Source organism: Brevundimonas pondensis (genome assembly GCF_017487345.1).
Taxonomy (GTDB): Bacteria; Pseudomonadota; Alphaproteobacteria; order Caulobacterales; family Caulobacteraceae; genus Brevundimonas; species Brevundimonas pondensis.
This window is the reverse complement of sequence record NZ_CP062006.1, coordinates 2,805,491-2,819,783: the sequence shown is the minus strand read 5'-3', so window position 1 is coordinate 2,819,783 and position 14,293 is coordinate 2,805,491. Positions and strand designations below refer to the sequence as shown.

General features: G+C 68.0%; 18 protein-coding genes. 11 read left to right on the top strand and 7 right to left on the bottom strand.

The genetic code is table 11. The annotated features are described in order from the left end of the window. Nucleotides 1-22 precede the first annotated feature (22 nt). The 8 genes from IFE19_RS14110 to IFE19_RS14075 are packed head-to-tail and all read left to right on the top strand — an operon-like array spanning nt 23 to nt 6,417. Nucleotides 23-541, top strand: a complete 519-nt coding sequence (locus IFE19_RS14110) for a cytochrome c oxidase assembly protein (RefSeq protein ID WP_263972842.1) — start codon at nt 23-25, stop codon at nt 539-541. 55 nt (nt 542-596) lie between these two features. Next, a complete protein-coding gene (locus IFE19_RS14105; protein WP_207823315.1) occupies nt 597-1,475 on the top strand; it encodes a cytochrome c oxidase subunit 3 in 879 nt (292 codons plus the stop codon). A 59-nt stretch (nt 1,476-1,534) separates the two neighbouring features. Next, the gene (locus IFE19_RS14100; protein WP_207827660.1) at nt 1,535-1,882 is read left to right on the top strand and encodes a DUF983 domain-containing protein; all 348 of its coding nucleotides are present in this window, start codon (nt 1,535-1,537) and stop codon (nt 1,880-1,882) included. Then, complete coding sequence (locus tag IFE19_RS14095; protein WP_207823313.1) at nt 1,879-2,604, top strand: SURF1 family protein; 726 nt, start codon at nt 1,879-1,881, stop codon at nt 2,602-2,604. The genes IFE19_RS14100 and IFE19_RS14095 overlap by 4 nt, the downstream gene beginning before the upstream one ends. 50 nt (nt 2,605-2,654) lie before the next feature. Next, a complete protein-coding gene (locus tag IFE19_RS14090) occupies nt 2,655-3,869 on the top strand; it encodes a M16 family metallopeptidase (RefSeq protein WP_207823312.1) in 1,215 nt (404 codons plus the stop codon). A 42-nt stretch (nt 3,870-3,911) separates the two neighbouring features. Next, the gene (locus IFE19_RS14085; protein WP_207823310.1) at nt 3,912-4,535 is read left to right on the top strand and encodes a GNAT family N-acetyltransferase; all 624 of its coding nucleotides are present in this window, start codon (nt 3,912-3,914) and stop codon (nt 4,533-4,535) included. Beyond that, nucleotides 4,532-6,199 (top strand): putative bifunctional diguanylate cyclase/phosphodiesterase, encoded by a 1,668-nt coding sequence (locus IFE19_RS14080; protein ID WP_207823308.1) that lies wholly within the window; start codon nt 4,532-4,534, stop codon nt 6,197-6,199. Before IFE19_RS14085 ends, IFE19_RS14080 begins: the two co-directional genes overlap by 4 nt. Beyond that, complete coding sequence (locus IFE19_RS14075; protein WP_207823306.1) at nt 6,196-6,417, top strand: hypothetical protein; 222 nt, start codon at nt 6,196-6,198, stop codon at nt 6,415-6,417. Before IFE19_RS14080 ends, IFE19_RS14075 begins: the two co-directional genes overlap by 4 nt. Here IFE19_RS14075 and IFE19_RS14070 read toward each other — a convergent pair. Next, a complete protein-coding gene (locus tag IFE19_RS14070) occupies nt 6,414-6,983 on the bottom strand; it encodes a YqgE/AlgH family protein (RefSeq protein WP_207823304.1) in 570 nt (189 codons plus the stop codon). The genes IFE19_RS14075 and IFE19_RS14070 overlap by 4 nt on opposite strands. Nucleotides 6,984-7,132: 149 nt before the next feature. On the opposite strand from IFE19_RS14070, the gene IFE19_RS14065 reads away from it, so the two are divergent. Together IFE19_RS14065 and IFE19_RS14060 are read left to right on the top strand one after the other, a co-directional pair. Then, the gene (locus IFE19_RS14065) at nt 7,133-7,621 is read left to right on the top strand and encodes a peroxiredoxin (RefSeq protein WP_207823302.1); all 489 of its coding nucleotides are present in this window, start codon (nt 7,133-7,135) and stop codon (nt 7,619-7,621) included. Nucleotides 7,622-7,644: 23 nt separating this feature from the next. Further along, on the top strand, nt 7,645-8,100 hold the full coding sequence (locus IFE19_RS14060) for a very short patch repair endonuclease (RefSeq protein ID WP_207823300.1): 456 nt from the start codon (nt 7,645-7,647) through the stop codon (nt 8,098-8,100). On the opposite strand, the gene IFE19_RS14055 is transcribed toward IFE19_RS14060, so the two are convergent. The 5 genes from IFE19_RS14055 to IFE19_RS14035 all read right to left on the bottom strand — a co-directional run bounded on the left by IFE19_RS14055 (nt 8,052) and on the right by IFE19_RS14035 (nt 12,691). Next, the gene (locus tag IFE19_RS14055; protein ID WP_207823298.1) at nt 8,052-9,959 is read right to left on the bottom strand and encodes an ATP-binding protein; all 1,908 of its coding nucleotides are present in this window, start codon (nt 9,957-9,959) and stop codon (nt 8,052-8,054) included. The genes IFE19_RS14060 and IFE19_RS14055 overlap by 49 nt on opposite strands. Before the next feature lie 66 nt (nt 9,960-10,025). Further along, complete coding sequence (locus tag IFE19_RS14050) at nt 10,026-11,063, bottom strand: quinone-dependent dihydroorotate dehydrogenase (RefSeq protein WP_207823296.1); 1,038 nt, start codon at nt 11,061-11,063, stop codon at nt 10,026-10,028. Beyond that, complete coding sequence (locus IFE19_RS14045) at nt 11,060-11,416, bottom strand: DUF952 domain-containing protein (protein WP_207823294.1); 357 nt, start codon at nt 11,414-11,416, stop codon at nt 11,060-11,062. The genes IFE19_RS14050 and IFE19_RS14045 overlap by 4 nt, the downstream gene beginning before the upstream one ends. Continuing rightward, nucleotides 11,413-11,910 carry a SixA phosphatase family protein gene (locus tag IFE19_RS14040; protein WP_207823292.1) on the bottom strand — a complete coding sequence of 166 codons (498 nt, stop codon included), beginning with the start codon at nt 11,908-11,910 and terminating at the stop codon, nt 11,413-11,415. Before IFE19_RS14040 ends, IFE19_RS14045 begins: the two co-directional genes overlap by 4 nt. 10 nt (nt 11,911-11,920) lie before the next feature. Continuing rightward, the gene (locus IFE19_RS14035; protein WP_207823290.1) at nt 11,921-12,691 is read right to left on the bottom strand and encodes a class I SAM-dependent methyltransferase; all 771 of its coding nucleotides are present in this window, start codon (nt 12,689-12,691) and stop codon (nt 11,921-11,923) included. Between the two features lie 153 nt (nt 12,692-12,844). Between IFE19_RS14035 and gloB the strand changes: the two genes are divergently transcribed. Beyond that, nucleotides 12,845-13,573 carry a hydroxyacylglutathione hydrolase gene (gene gloB, locus IFE19_RS14030; protein ID WP_207823288.1) on the top strand — a complete coding sequence of 243 codons (729 nt, stop codon included), beginning with the start codon at nt 12,845-12,847 and terminating at the stop codon, nt 13,571-13,573. A 381-nt stretch (nt 13,574-13,954) separates the two neighbouring features. On the opposite strand, the gene IFE19_RS14025 is transcribed toward gloB, so the two are convergent. Beyond that, a complete protein-coding gene (locus IFE19_RS14025; RefSeq protein ID WP_207823286.1) occupies nt 13,955-14,266 on the bottom strand; it encodes a YdeI/OmpD-associated family protein in 312 nt (103 codons plus the stop codon). Nucleotides 14,267-14,293: the final 27 nt, after the last annotated feature.

The following is a 14,293-nucleotide window of genomic DNA, read 5'->3' as shown; positions in this document are numbered from 1 at the left end:
CCTGATCTGCGCCGCCGTCGTCATGGGCATGACGGGCGCGGCCTTCGCCGCCGTGCCGCTGTATCGCCTCTTCTGTCAGGTGACGGGCTTCGACGGCACGGTGAAGAAGGCTGAAGCCGCGCCGACGCAGATCCTCGATCAAAGCGTCCTGATTCGCTTCGACACCAATGTTCGTGATCTGCCGATGAGCTTCAAAGCCGAGCAGACCACCCAGAGGGTGCGAATCGGCGAGACCGGCATGGCCTATTTCGACGTGACCAACACCTCGGACCAGCCGATCCACGCCACGGCCGCCTATAATGTCGTGCCGGAACGCGCCGGCCCCTATTTCCAGAAGCTGCAGTGCTTCTGCTTCGAGGGGCAGGAAATCGCTCCTGGCGAGACCAAGTCCTTCCCGGTGCAGTATTTTGTGGCGCCCGAACTGGCCACGGACGCCGAGGCCAAGGGGGTGAAGGAAATCACCCTCAGCTACACCTTCTATCCCACCAAGGGCTTCCAGCAGGCCGCTTCCGGTCAATCGACTGTTGGCAAAGCTGGATAGCGGACGCTATAGCCCCTGTAAGAACGATCTCTCGCCTTAATTCAGAGACCCTGGAATGGCTGACGCCCACGCGAAACCGCAACACGACTATCACCTTGTGGACCCGAGCCCCTGGCCGTTGATCTCGTCCATGGCCTCCGTGGCCATGTTCGTGGGCGCGGTCATGTGGATGAAGGGCCTGTTCGGTCAACCGGAAGGCACCAAGTGGCTGTTCTTCGCCGGTCTGGCGGGCGTGCTTTTCGCCATGTTCGGCTGGTGGTCGGACGTCATCAAGGAATCGAAGAAGGGCGACCACACCCCCGTCGTCTCGATCGGCCTGCGCTACGGCATGGTGTTGTTCATCGCCTCGGAGGTGATGTTCTTCGTCGCCTTCTTCTGGATGTTCTTCGACATGGCGATCTTCAACGAGTCGCGCGCCATCATCCCTGAAGTCGGCAACTGGATGGACACGGGCAAGGCCTGGTCGACCTGGCCGCCCAAGGGCGTCGAGCTGCTGGATCCCTGGGGCCTGCCGCTGCTGAACACGGTCATCCTGCTGCTGTCGGGCACGACCGTCACCTGGGCTCACCATGCGCTGCAGGTCGGCGACCGCAAGGCCGCCAAGCTGGGTCTGCTGATCACTGTCCTGCTGGGCGTGCTGTTCACCGGCGTTCAAGCCTACGAATATCACCACATCATCCACGAGCACCTCTTCTTCAACGAGGCTGCGGCCAACTCGAAGCTCTATGGTTCGGTCTTCTTCATGGCCACCGGCTTCCACGGTTTCCACGTCGCTGTCGGCACCATCTTCCTGGCCGTCTGCCTGCTGCGTCTGCAGGCCGGCCAGATGACGCCCCAGAAGCACTTCGGTTTCGAAGCCGCCGCCTGGTACTGGCACTTCGTGGACGTGGTCTGGCTGTTCCTGTTCGCCTTCGTCTACGTCACCTTCGGGTGAAGACGGGCCAACCAGCCCCTGAACTTCAAACGGCGCGGGACGAGCAGTCCCGCGCCGATTTGCTTGGGGGACAGGCGATTCGCGCCGGTCTGCGGGGCCGTTGCCCAAACTGCGGGCAGGGGCCGCTGTTTCAAGGCTTCCTGAAAGTCCGCCCGACCTGCGGAACCTGCGGTTTTGATCTCGCCTCGGTCGAGACCGGCGACGGCGCCGCCACCTTCATCATGCAGATCGCCGGCTTCATCGTCGGCTTCTCGGCCCTGGCGGTCGAGATCGCCTGGCATCCCCCGATCTGGCTGCACCTGATCATCTGGCTGCCGCTGGTTGCGGCCCTGGCGCTCGGCCTGATGCGTCCCGGCAAGGGCTTGATGACCGCCCTGCAGATGCTGAGAATCCGAGACCCGAAATGACTTCCGCCGCCCGTCCTCGTTTCCCCGTCGTCCTGACGGTCCTCGCCGTTCTGCTGCTGGGGGTCCTGCTGGCGCTTGGCGTCTGGCAGGTGCAGCGTATGCAGTGGAAGGAAGGCCTGATGGACGGGGCCGAGGCCGCCGCCGGCCAGCCGCCCCTGCCGCTTGCCGAGGCGCTGAAGCTTGAGAACCCCGAGTTCCGCCGTGTCCTCCTGACCTGTCGCGGCCTGGCGGCGGCGTCCTTCGTCGAGCTTCAGTCCATCGAGAACGGCGACGCGGGCGTGCGTCTGGTCTCGGCCTGTCGCCCTGAAGGCGTGGAGGCGACCCTGCTGGTCGATCGTGGCTTCGTTTCCGCCGAAATTTCGGCCCGCCCCTCGGTCAAGGCCGCTGACACCATGCCCGTGGTCATCACCGGCGTCCTGCGCCGCGCTCCGGCCCCCAGCGCCCTGACGCCGCCGCCGGCCGAGGGCCGTTTCTATGGCCGCGACGCCGAGGCCATGGCCCGCGCCCTGAAGGTCGTGGGACCGGTCTCGCCCTTCACTGTTTTCGCGACCACCTCGACCAATCCCGACTGGCAGGCGCTGAAGCCCTCGGCGCCGCCCGCCGCCTTTACGAACAACCACCTCGGCTACGCCCTGACCTGGTTCGGTCTCGCAGTCGCCCTGATCGCCTTCTATGCGGTGCTGCTGCGCCGCCGCATGACCCGCAAGGACACAGAATCCTGACTGCTCGCCTTCACACCCTGTCCAACGGCGTCCGCGTCGTTTGCGACCCCATGCCCGGTCTGCGGACCTTCGCCCTGACCGTCGCCGTGCGCGGCGGGGCGCGAATGGAGGACGAGGCCCGTTCCGGCTGGTCGCACCTGCTGGAGCATCTGGTGTTCAAGGGCGCCGGCGACATGGGCGCTCGCGACATCGTCGAGCGGATCGAGGCCGAAGGCGGCTCGATCAACGCCGCCACCGGCTATGAGCGCACCAGCTTCGAGATCCGCGCCCTTAACGGCTCGCTGCCCCTGGCCATGCAGATCGTCTCGGACCTGGTCTTCCGCCCCACGCTCGACCCCGTCGAGATCGTCCGCGAGAAGGACGTGGTGGCCCAGGAGATCGCCGAGGCCTTCGACACCCCCGACGACCACGTGTTCGAGATGGCCCAGACGCGCGCCTACGTCGGGCAGTCGCTGGGCCGGCCGATCCTCGGCACGGTGGACAGCTTGAAGACGGCCGATCGCGCCGCCGTGGCCGACTGGCGCGCTCGCCTCTATTCGCCCGACCGGATGGTGGTGGCCGTGTCCGGCGCGGTGGACGAGAACGAGCTTCTGGCTCTGGCCGAGCGCTGGTTCGGTCAGGAGGCGGCGACGCCGCTTGATCCCCTGGCGCCCGCCGTCTTCGTCGGCGGCGAGGCCCGGCTGACGCGCAAGATCGAGCAGGCCAACCTTGTCTTCCAGTTGCCGTCGATGGGGGCGCTGGACCCGCGTCTGCCGGCTCTGCGGTTGTTCACAGAGATCCTCGGCGGCGGCATGGCCTCGCGCCTGTTCCAGAGCGCCCGCGAGGACCGGGGTCTGGCCTACGCCATCGACGCCTATCAGGAGGCCTATGAGGATGCCGGCCTGCTGGGCATCTACGCCGGGGCCGCCGCCGAGCGCGCGGTCGAACTGGCCGAGGTCAGCGCCGACGAACTGCTGGACCTGGCCGAAAAGGGGCCGACCGACGCCGAACTGTCGCGCGCCAAGGCCGTGCTGAACGCGACGCTGTGGATGGCCGACGAAAGCCCGGCCAGCCGCGCGGGCCGAAACGCCGCCCAGGCCTTGATCTTCGGCGCGCCGGTCTCGTCCGAGGACAGCGCCGCCCGCATTCTGGCCCAGACCCGCGACGACCTGCGTGCAGTGGGGCGTTCGATGATCGAAGCCGGACGGTCGGCCACGGCGGTGCTGGGGCCAAAGGCCGCTTCGCCTGCGGGAGCCGCCTTCACCGCGCGATTGAAGGCGAGCTAAGTCGTGGCTGGCGTCGGCTGCGCTTCTCGGTAATCTGCCGTCATGGCCCTGTTCGACTGGATGGCCGAGGCGACCGGACCGGTCCTGCGCGGACAGGGGGTCCTGCTGCGCCCGCCGCGTCCGTCGGACTACGCTGAATGGGCTGAACTGCGCGGCGGGTCGCGCGACTACCTTCAACCCTGGGAACCGGCCTGGGCCGAGGACGACCTGACCAAGGCGGCCTTCCGACGACGTTTGAGCGTCTACACCCGTGAAATGGAGCTGGGCACGGCCTGGCCTCTGTTCATCTTCGATCCAGAGGAAGAACGACTGATGGGGGCCATCACCCTGTCCAATATCCGGCGCGGCGTCGCCGAGACGGGAACCCTGGGCTATTGGGTCGGCCAGCCCTATGCGGGGCAGGGCGTCGGCACGACGTCGGTGCGCGCCATTCTCGGTTTCGCCTTCGGCGCGCTGAAACTGCATCGGGTCGAGGCCGCCTGCGTGCCGACCAACCACGCCTCGCGCCGCGTTCTCGAAAAGGCCGGCTTTCGGCACGAGGGACTGGCGAGAGCTTATTTGAAAATTAACGGCGCATGGGCAGATCATCTTCTGTTCGGCGTCATTCGGGACGAGTTCGTCCCGGGGCCGATCGTGTCCAGTTCTTACCTCCGGGATTCGCTTTGAATACACGATCCAGAGCGCTGGCCTGGGACCCGACGACGGCGATCGAGGCGCTGGCCGCCGCCGACGCCGCCCTGTGGATCTGGACGCCCGCCGACGACCAGATTCGTTTCACCGGCGCGACCCGGGCCCTGGGTCTCGGGCCGCTGGCGCCGGAATGTTCGGGCGCGGCGTTCGCCGCCCTGGCCATGCCGCAGGACCGCGCCCTGGCCGACCGCCTGCTCAAGCCTCAGGCCGAAGGGACCGAGATCGCCGTGCGTCTGCGCATGCGCGGCTGTGAGACCTGTCTGTGGCGCGGCGTCTGGCTGGAGGACGGCTTGCGTGCGGCAGGCGTCGTGGCGCTGGAAACCAAGTTCGCCGGGGCTGACCGCGACACTCTGACCGGTCTGCTGGACCGTCGCACCTTCCTGGTCCGGGTCGCCGAGACCCTGGCCCAGCCGGGCGAGTATGAGTTGGTGGTGGCCGATGTGGACCGTCTGCGCCGCCTCAATGAGGCCCTGGGTCATGAACGCGCCGACCTGGTGCTGTCGGCCCTCGGATCGCGCCTGTCGGGCGCCTTCTCGCAGGACTGCTCGCCCGCCCGCATCGGCGAGGATGAGTTCGCCGTCCTGGCCCCGCGCGGAGCCACGGGCGCCAGTGAGCGCATGCGCGAGGCGCTGGAGCAGCCGCTGCGTGTCGCCGGCTTCGACATCTATCCGACCGTCTCCATCGGCGCCGTGGCGGCCGAGGGCGGACCGGACGCCCCCGATCCGGCTGAACTGCTGCGCCGGGTCGAACTGGCGGTGGAACAGGCCAAGACCGCCGGACGCGGCGGGGCCGCCGCCTATGGCCGGGCGCTGGAGACCGACAGCCTGTCGCGTCTGGCGCTGGAATCGGACCTGCGCAACGCCTTCGTGCGCGGCGAGATCGAGCCCTTCTATCAGCCTATCGTCAACCTGAAGACCGGGGCCGTCGCCGGCTTTGAGGCCCTGGTGCGCTGGCGCCATCCGCAGCGCGGCCTGGTGCCGCCGGACGAGTTCCTGACCCTGGCCGATGAAATGGGCCTGATGAACGAGCTGGGCCTGCTGATGATGACCCAGGCCTCGCGACAGCTGGCCGAGTGGCTGCAGCGCCATCCCGGCGCGGGCAAGCTGTTCTGCAGCGTCAATCTTTCGGTTGGCGAGATCGAACGGCCGCATCTGGTCGAGGATGTGGCTCGCATCATTCAGGAAACCGGCCTGCCGCGTGGCGCGCTGAAGCTGGAAGTCACCGAGGGCGACATCATGCGCGACACCGCGCATGCCGCCGAGGTCCTGACCCAGTTGCGCGAGGCGGGGGCCAGTCTGGCGCTGGATGACTTCGGCACCGGCTTCTCGTCCCTGTCCTATCTGGCGCGTCTGCCCTTCGACACGCTGAAGATCGACCGCTACTTCGTTCTGACGATGAACAAGGACGAGGGCTCGGCCAAGATCGTCAAGTCCGTGGTCAACCTGGGGCGCGATCTGTCGCTGGAGGTCGTGGCTGAGGGTGTGGAGAACGCCGAACTGGCCGGCCTGCTGCTGGACGCCAGCTGCCACTACGGTCAGGGCTTCGGCTATGCGCCGGCCCTGCCGGCCCAGGAGGCCGAGGTCTATCTGAACGAATCCCTCGCCGACGGCTCCGCACCGATCAAGGCGCGCTCGGCGTGAAGATCGAGGTCGCGATGAGGGATCGCCTGATCATGTTTGGGGCTGCGGCGCCAGGCATTCTGGGAGTCGGGCTCGGGCTTCTGCTCACGCGCGACGTCGTGCAGGCGGCCATCATCGGCGGCGTCCTGGCTCTGATCTCGGCGGCTATCAGCCTGACGCCGCCCGTGACCGCGGCCCGGATGCGGAATCTGCGCCGCAAATATCCGAAAGAAGACTAGGCCCGTCCGCTCTGCGCCGACAGGCGGGCCGCATCGACGCCGAGGCCGGCCAGGGCGCGAGCCCACTTGGTCGTATAGTCGCCGTCGAAGATCAGCTCGGGATCGGCGTCGGCGGTCAGCCAGACGTTTTCGCTGAGCTCTTCCTCCAGCTGACCCTCGCCCCAGCCGGCGTAGCCCAGCAACAGGATGGACTGTTTGGGCCCGTCCTCCGGGTCGCCCATGGCGGCCAGGGCGTCGCGGGTGCCGGTCACGGCCAGGCCCTCGCCGAAAGTCAGGGTGACGTCGTCATTGGTCCAGTCGTCGGTGTGCAGGACAAAGCCCCGTTCGCGTTCGACCGGCCCGCCGATCAGCACCGAGCGTTCCGACATGGCGTCGGTGACAGGCGCATCAAGCTTTTCGAGCACTTCGGACAGGGTGACGCCGGGCGCGGGCTGGTCCAGCCGCAGGCCCATGGCGTGCTCGTCGTCATGGGCGCAGATCAGGATGACGGCGTGGCGGAATCGGTCGTCGTCGATGCCCGGCATGGCCACCAGAAGACGCCCGGTCAGGGAGGAGAAGGCGGTCATGTTCCTATCATCGGGGGCGAAAGAGCCATGTGCAAGACGCGGCGCGGGATGCATGGAACGAAGCCCGCTTGGCGATCCTTCTTCCCGTCTCTATCTGACAGTCGAACGCCGCCCGGATTCCCCGGGCCCTTCAGCCCTCGGAGACACCCATGACCATCCAGATCGGCGACCGCATCCCCGACGCGACCCTGACCACCATGACCGCCGACGGCCCCAGGCCCGTCACGACGGCTGAACTGTTCGGCGGCATGACGGTCGCCCTGTTCGCCGTGCCCGGCGCCTTCACCCCGACCTGCTCGGCGCGCCACCTGCCGGGCTATGTCGACAACCGCGCCGACCTGACGGCCAAGGGGGTCGACGCCGTGGCCTGTCTGTCGGTCAACGACGCCTTCGTCATGGGCGCCTGGGCCCAGGCCAACGACCTGAACGGCACGGACGACATCATCATGCTGGCTGACGGCAACGGCGACTTCACCCGCAGCGTCGGCCTGGCCCTGGACGCCAAGGGCTTCGGCATGGGCGAGCGCTCGCAGCGCTACTCCATGCTGGTCAAGGACGGCGTGGTCGACCAGTTGAACATCGAGCAGGGCGGCGAGTTCAAGGTGTCTTCGGCCGAGCATCTGCTGGCCCAGCTGTAATCTCGTCTGTCATGGTCTGATCCATGACCGATGTCTTCACCCCGGAAAAACGCAGCGCGGTCATGCGCCGGGTGAAGGGGCGCGACACGGCGCCCGAGATGAAGGTCCGGCGGATGCTGCGCACCGCCGGGATCGGTTACCGTCTGGGCGGCTGCGGCCTGCCCGGACGGCCCGACGTGGTGATGAAGGGGCGCAAGGTCGTCGTCTTCGTCCACGGTTGTTTCTGGCATGGACACCACTGCCCGCGCGGCGCGCGAAAGCCCAAGGCCAACGCCGTCTACTGGCTCGCCAAGATCGAAGGCAACCGCGCGCGTGACGCCAGCGTGGCGGCGACGTTGACCGCCGCGGGCTGGCGGGTGCTGACGGTCTGGGAGTGTCGTCTGAGGGACCCCGGTTTCGCCGAGGCCATGCTGGCCGAGATCCGGGACGATCAGGCCGCCGCGCTCTCGGCGGCCACGGCGGCCTCATTCAGCACCTGAGACAGGGCGCCCAGCAGCGAGCCGGGGGTCAAGGGCTTGGACACGAAGTAGTTCATGCCGGCGGCGGTGCAGGCGGCGATGTCTTCGGGCGCCGTATCGGCGGTGACGGCGATGACCGGGACCGCGGCGTTGATCCCGCCGCTGGCGCGGAGCCGTCGGGTGGTTTCGCGTCCGTCCAGTTCGGGCATCCGCACATCCATGAAGACGACGTCGAACGGCGCCCTCGCGCAGGCCTCCAACGCGGCCAGGCCGTCCTCGGCCATGGCGATCTCGCAGTCGATGGATTGAAGGATCAGCTGGATGGCGCGGCGGTTGATGGCGTGGTCGTCGACCACAAGGATGCGCAGGACGGCTTCGCCGCCGGGGTCCTGTTCGGCGGGCGTCGCCTCGATCTCGGCCTGGGAAACGGCATCGGGCTCTGATTGGGGGGCGGCTTCGGGAAGCGGCGCGCGCGGCGGGGGCGCGGCCTGGACCAGGGCGCGAGTAATGGTGATGCGGGCCTCGGGCGCTAGGCTGGCGGGCGGCGCCTCGATCGCCGCACCGCGCGGCAGAACCAGGGACAGGGTGAAGCTTGCGCCCTGACCCGGTGCGCTGCGCACCGTCAGGCGACCGCCCATCAATTCGACCAGGTCGCGGCTGATGGCCAGGCCCAGGCCCGAGCCGCCGTAACGTTCCGCCACGCCCTCCGCCGTCTGATCAAATGGGGTGAAGAGGCGTCGCAACTGCTCCGAGGTCATGCCGGGGCCGGTATCCTCGATGTTGATCAGCAGGACGTGGGCGCCGTGTTCGTCCGGCCATGACTGCAGGCGCAGGGTGATCGCGCCCTGGTCCGTGAACTTCATGGCGTTGGAGATCAGATTGTTCAGCACCTGGCGCAGGCGCATGGCGTCGCCCCGCACCATTTGCGGCAGGGTGCGCGCGCCCTCCATCCGCAGGCGCAGGCCCTTGGCGCGGACCGGCCCGGCCCACAGGCGTGCGGTCTGCGACAGAAGAAGGCGCAGGTCGAAGTCGCGATTGTCCACGCTCATGCGGCCGGCGTCCAAACGCGCGTGGTCCAGCAGGTCGTCGAGCAGGTCCTTCATCATCAGGCCGGCGTCGGTGATCAGGGCGACCTGTTGCCGGGCTGAGGCAGGCTTGGCGCCGCGATCCAGCTCGTCGGCGCCGGTCAGGATAGCGCTGATCGGGGTGCGCAGGTCATGAGCGACGGCGGCCAGGAAGGCGCTGCGGCTGGCCATGGCGGCCTCGGCCTCGGCGCGCTTGCGATCGGCCTCGATCAGGGCCTCGGTCTCGGCGCGGTTGGCGCGGAACAGGTGGCGGCGCGTGTTCAGGCAGAAGACCGTATAGGAGAGGATGGCCACCGACACTGCGGTCACGATCGACGGTGAGGCCCCCATCTGGGCCATGAACAGAGGCGTCAGGGCGAAGATCGCCAACTGGGGCAGGGCCGTGCAGGCGAAGACCCGCATGGAGCCTGCGGACATGATGACGGAATTGATCATGCCGGCCGACAGCAGAACCGAGGCGGCTACGCCCCCCATAGCCCCGCCGACTATCCACAGCGGCACGGCCATCAGGCCGAAGAAACCAGCGTTGAGGATCAGCACGACATCCCCGTAGACGCCGCGCCACCCTTTCGGTTCGGTGATCTTGCCATGGATGACCGGGGCGAAGACTTCCGCCTCCAGAAACTGGATCAGGGTGTAGATCGCCAACCAGGTCGCGCTGAAGCGCCAGCCCAGAATGGGGCTGAACACCAGGGCGGTCGCCGCGCCCATGACGATGCGTTGCAGCATCGCCTTGCGGCGCAGGCGGATGGCGGGCGCCCAGAGCGAGGGGGCGTCAGCGGCGGTTTGCGTCATGCGACCTTCCGAGCAGGCGAATTCGCCTATCGAAGCGATGATGCGGCCGCTTGCCCTAATGCTCCGTCAACGACCCGAACCGACGGCCTCGGAAAGCGTGGCGAAGCCATCGGCGCGCAGACGGGCCGCCAGGTCGCGCTTGATGGCGCTGACAAGGCCCGCTCCGTTATAGATCAGGGCCGAATAGACCTGGACCGCCGAGGCGCCCGCGCGGATGCGGGCCCAGGCGTCGGCGCTGCTCTCGATGCCGCCCACCGCGATCAGCGGCAGCCGCCCGGCGGCGGCCTCGGCGGCGGCTTCCAGCGCCTTCTGGGCGAAGGGCTTCAGCGGGGCGCCCGACAGGCCTCCGGCCTCGCCCGCGAAGCCGGACTTCAGCGACGCGGGCCGCTCCAGGGTGGTGTTGGACACGATCAGGGCGTCGATGTGGTGGGCCAGCGAGGCCTCGACGATCATGCCGATCTCTTCGCCGATCAGGTCCGGCGCGATCTTCAGGAAGATCGGGGCGCCGTCGGAAGGGCGGGCTTCGTTGATGCGGCCCAGCAGGTCGTCCAGCGCCTCGCGGCCCTGAAGCGCGCGCAGGCCCGGCGTATTGGGCGAGGAGATGTTGATGGTGAAATAGTCGGCCAGGCCCGCCAGACGCTTCAGGCCGGCGACATAGTCGGCCGCCTTGTCCTCGGTGTCCTTGTTGGCCCCCAGGTTGGCGCCGATGGCGGTGCGTTTCGGTCGGCGCGCCAGTCGGGCGGCGAAGGGCTCCAGCCCCTCGTTGTTGAAGCCCATGCGATTGATGATCGCCCGGTCTTCCGACAGGCGGAACAGGCGCGGCCTGGGGTTGCCGGGTTGGGCGCGCGGCGTGACCGAGCCGCATTCCACGGCGCCGAAACCCAGACGCGACAGGCCGTCCAGCGCCTCGCCGTTCTTGTCGAGCCCCGCGGCCAGACCGACCGGGTTGGACATCTCAAGGCCCGCGATGCGGGTCTTCAGGATCGGATCGTCGGCGCCGGGCGCGGGCAGGGGCGCGATCTGCAGGGCGCGGATGGCCAGCCGGTGCGCGGTCTCGGGGTCCATCTGGCGCAGGATGACGGCGCCGAGGTCAGTCAGGCTCATGGAAGCTCGCTCAGGATCATGTCGCCGCCGTCCGTCACCGACAGGGCGCGCGCGCCTCGTGTGGCCGCGACGGGCAGGGGGCCGTAGATATGGGGAAACAGGGCGCCGCCACGTGACGGCTCCCAGACCAGGGTTTCGCCCAGCGCATCCAGATCGACCTCGATCAGCATCAGGTCGCTCTGACCCGCGTAATGCTTGGCGGCGGTCACGGCCAACTGGTCGGCGGCGGACAGGTGGATGTAGCCGTCGGCGTGATCGACGGGCGAGCCGTCATAGGCGCCTTCGGCCAGGCTTGCCCGCCAGTCGGCGCGGCTCAGGATCTTGAAGGCCGTGGTCGGCAGGGCGTCGGTCATTTTTCCAGATCGTGCGGCGTCAGCCAGCCTTCGTAGGACGGGCGCCCCGCGACGTCGACGGTGAAGATGGCCGCCGCGCCGGTGGGGAAGCCGCCGCTCATCTTGTCCAGCACGCCTGGCGATGCGGCGCTCTCGATCAGGTATTCGACCGCCAGCTGATGCACGCCGGGATTATGCGCGATCAGCAGCAGGCAACCCGCCGTGTCCTCGGCGGCCTCGACCGCGCGGCGCAGCACATCCGCTGAGGCGTTGTAGAGGGTGGGCGACAGATGCACCTCGACGTCGCCCATGGCCTCGCTGACCGCGTCCCAGGTCTGATGCGTGCGCCGGGCTGCGGACACCAGGGCGGTGTCGGGGCGCAGGCCGCGCTCGGCCAGGGCGCGGCCCATGGCCAGGGCGTCGGCGCGTCCATGCTTGGACAGGGGGCGGTCGACGTCGCCGCCGGGCGCGCTCTTTTCGGCCTGGGCGTGACGCATGATGATCAGTCGCTGCATGGGGCTCGCCTTAAGGCCGTTTGCGCTCGCCGACCAGAGCATGGGCGGGCGGCCCATGGTCACGCGAGGCGGGCGAGGGGGTCAGGGCGGGCCGTCCCGCCAGCACCGTCTGGGCCAGGCCCTGAGGTCGGATGCGGGCGTAGGACTGCCGCGTGGCCTCCAGCATGATCAGGCCCGCTGCCCCCGGAAACACCCAGCGGCCCACCTGCTCGACGCCTTCGGCCATGGGCAGCAGGGGCCGCCACGGCGGCACATAGAGGGCTTGCGACCAGGCGGCGGGCTCCAGTCCCACCTCGCGGACCAGCCGCTCCAACTGGCCGCGCGTGAAGGGACGACCGTGGCCGAAGGGGGTGGTCTCGGCCCGCGCCCACATCCCGCCGCGCGCCGCCGTAGCCAGGATGATGCGGCCGGCGGGGGCCAGGGCCCGCACCGCCTCGGTCAGCAGGGCGCGCGGATCGTCGGCCTCTTCCAGCGCATGGACCAGCAGGATTCGGTCAAAGGCGCCGGCGGAGAAGGGCAGGCGTTTTTCATCGACCAGCAGCGTGCGGTTGCGCCCGGCCGTGGCCCACTGTTCGGCGCCCTGTCCGCCCGGCATGGCGGCGATGACGCGCCGCGCCCCGACGAATCCGTCCAGCCAGGGCGTGACGTAGCCCAGGCCCAGGACATCGCAGCCCTCAGCCTCGCCCCAGGCGTCGTCAAGCCGTCGCGCCAGGACGCGCCGCACCAGCGCGCCGGTCGGCTCGCCGTAGAAGGTGCGAAGATCGTCGATGCTGCGCCGCATGAGGGCATTATGGCCGAAATCGCGATGAATGTCGGCCCTTCCGCTCCAACCAATCCGCTCATCCCCCCCGCGGAAGCGGGGACCCAGTGCTTTGGCTTTGGGCGCAGCCGGTTGATGGGCGCGCGCCGCGCGCTTGCCTGCTAGAATGCCCGTATGACCCTGACCGTGCGCCAGTTCGCCTGCCTGTCCGACAACTACGGCTTCCTGATCCGCGACGAGGCGACCGGCCTGGTCGCCACTGTGGACACGCCGGACGCCGAGGCCATCCTGGCCGAGATCGAGACCTCGGGCTGGGGCCGGCTGGACCTGATCCTTAACACCCACTGGCATCCCGATCACACCGGCGGCAACGAACGGCTTAAGGCGGAGACGGGCTGCGAAATCATCGGCCCCGAAGAAGTCCGCCGCGCCGCGCCGCTGGATCGCGTCGTGGGCGACGGCGACGTGGTTCGCCTGGGCGAGACCGTGTTCGAGGCGGTGCTGTCGCCCGGCCATACCCTGGGCCATCTGGTTTATCGCGCGAGCGGGGACGACCTGGCCTTTGTCGGCGACGTCATCTTCGCCCTGGGCTGCGGTCGTCTGTTCGAAGGTACGGCCGAGCAGATGTGGGACAGCCTCAGCCGCATCGCCGCCTGGCCGGAAACCACCACCCTCTACTGCGCTCACGAATACACGGCGTCCAATGCTCGCTTCGCCCTCAGTGTGGACGATCGGCCAGAGATGCAGGCCCATGCCGAAGCCGTCTTCGCCGCCCGCGAGCGGGGGCAGCCGACAGTGCCGACCAGCGTCGGCGTTGAGCGCCGCTTCAACCCCTTCCTGCGCGCTGTTGACGCCGCCGACTTCGCCGCCCGCCGCGCCGCCAAGGACGGGTTCAGGGGCTAGGCGTGTCCTTGGGCGACAGGCGAGATCAAGGGCGTATGGCCCCATCGAATCGTAGATGGGGCCGCGGGCCTCACGGCTCTTCGCACATCATATAGATCGCCGGGTCGGAACAGACCCAGTAGCCGCCATTATCGGACGATACAAAGAAACATCCATTGTCCAACATGCAGCCGTTCGCTGAAGCTGTTGGGACGAAAACTATGTTCGTTACTGCGAAGATGAACGCCATCAACGACAATTTTCTTACTGAAGCGCGACGTGAAGTCATCAAAAATGCTCCTCTCTATTTGTCAGGACTTTCGAGAAGAGCATATTTCCGCAAGTTCATGCAACCACGTTATATGAATTTGAGGCGGTAGATCGTGGCCGTGCCAGGGGGGATCAGCGGTCCTTCGCCTTGCCGTCGATCAGGACGGCCTGTTGCCAGGGGCTAGGCGCCTTGTCGGTGCGGTGGATGCAGCCGACCCAGCAGCAGGGGCGTTTCTTGCCCTCCAGCAGTTCCTCGACGGTGCGTTCAATGCGGCGCTGACGCGTCTGGGCCTGCTTGGCGTCCTCGACCCAGCAGATGAACTCGTTGCGTCCCAGCGGCGTCAGGGCCTTCCACAGGTCGAAGATCGCAGGATCCGCCCGCAAGGCCGCCTGAAGATCCGCGCCCGCTTCATGGACGACGCCGTGAGGAAAATCGTTGGCCATTGAAGTCTTCGCCGTTGAGGAAGCCGG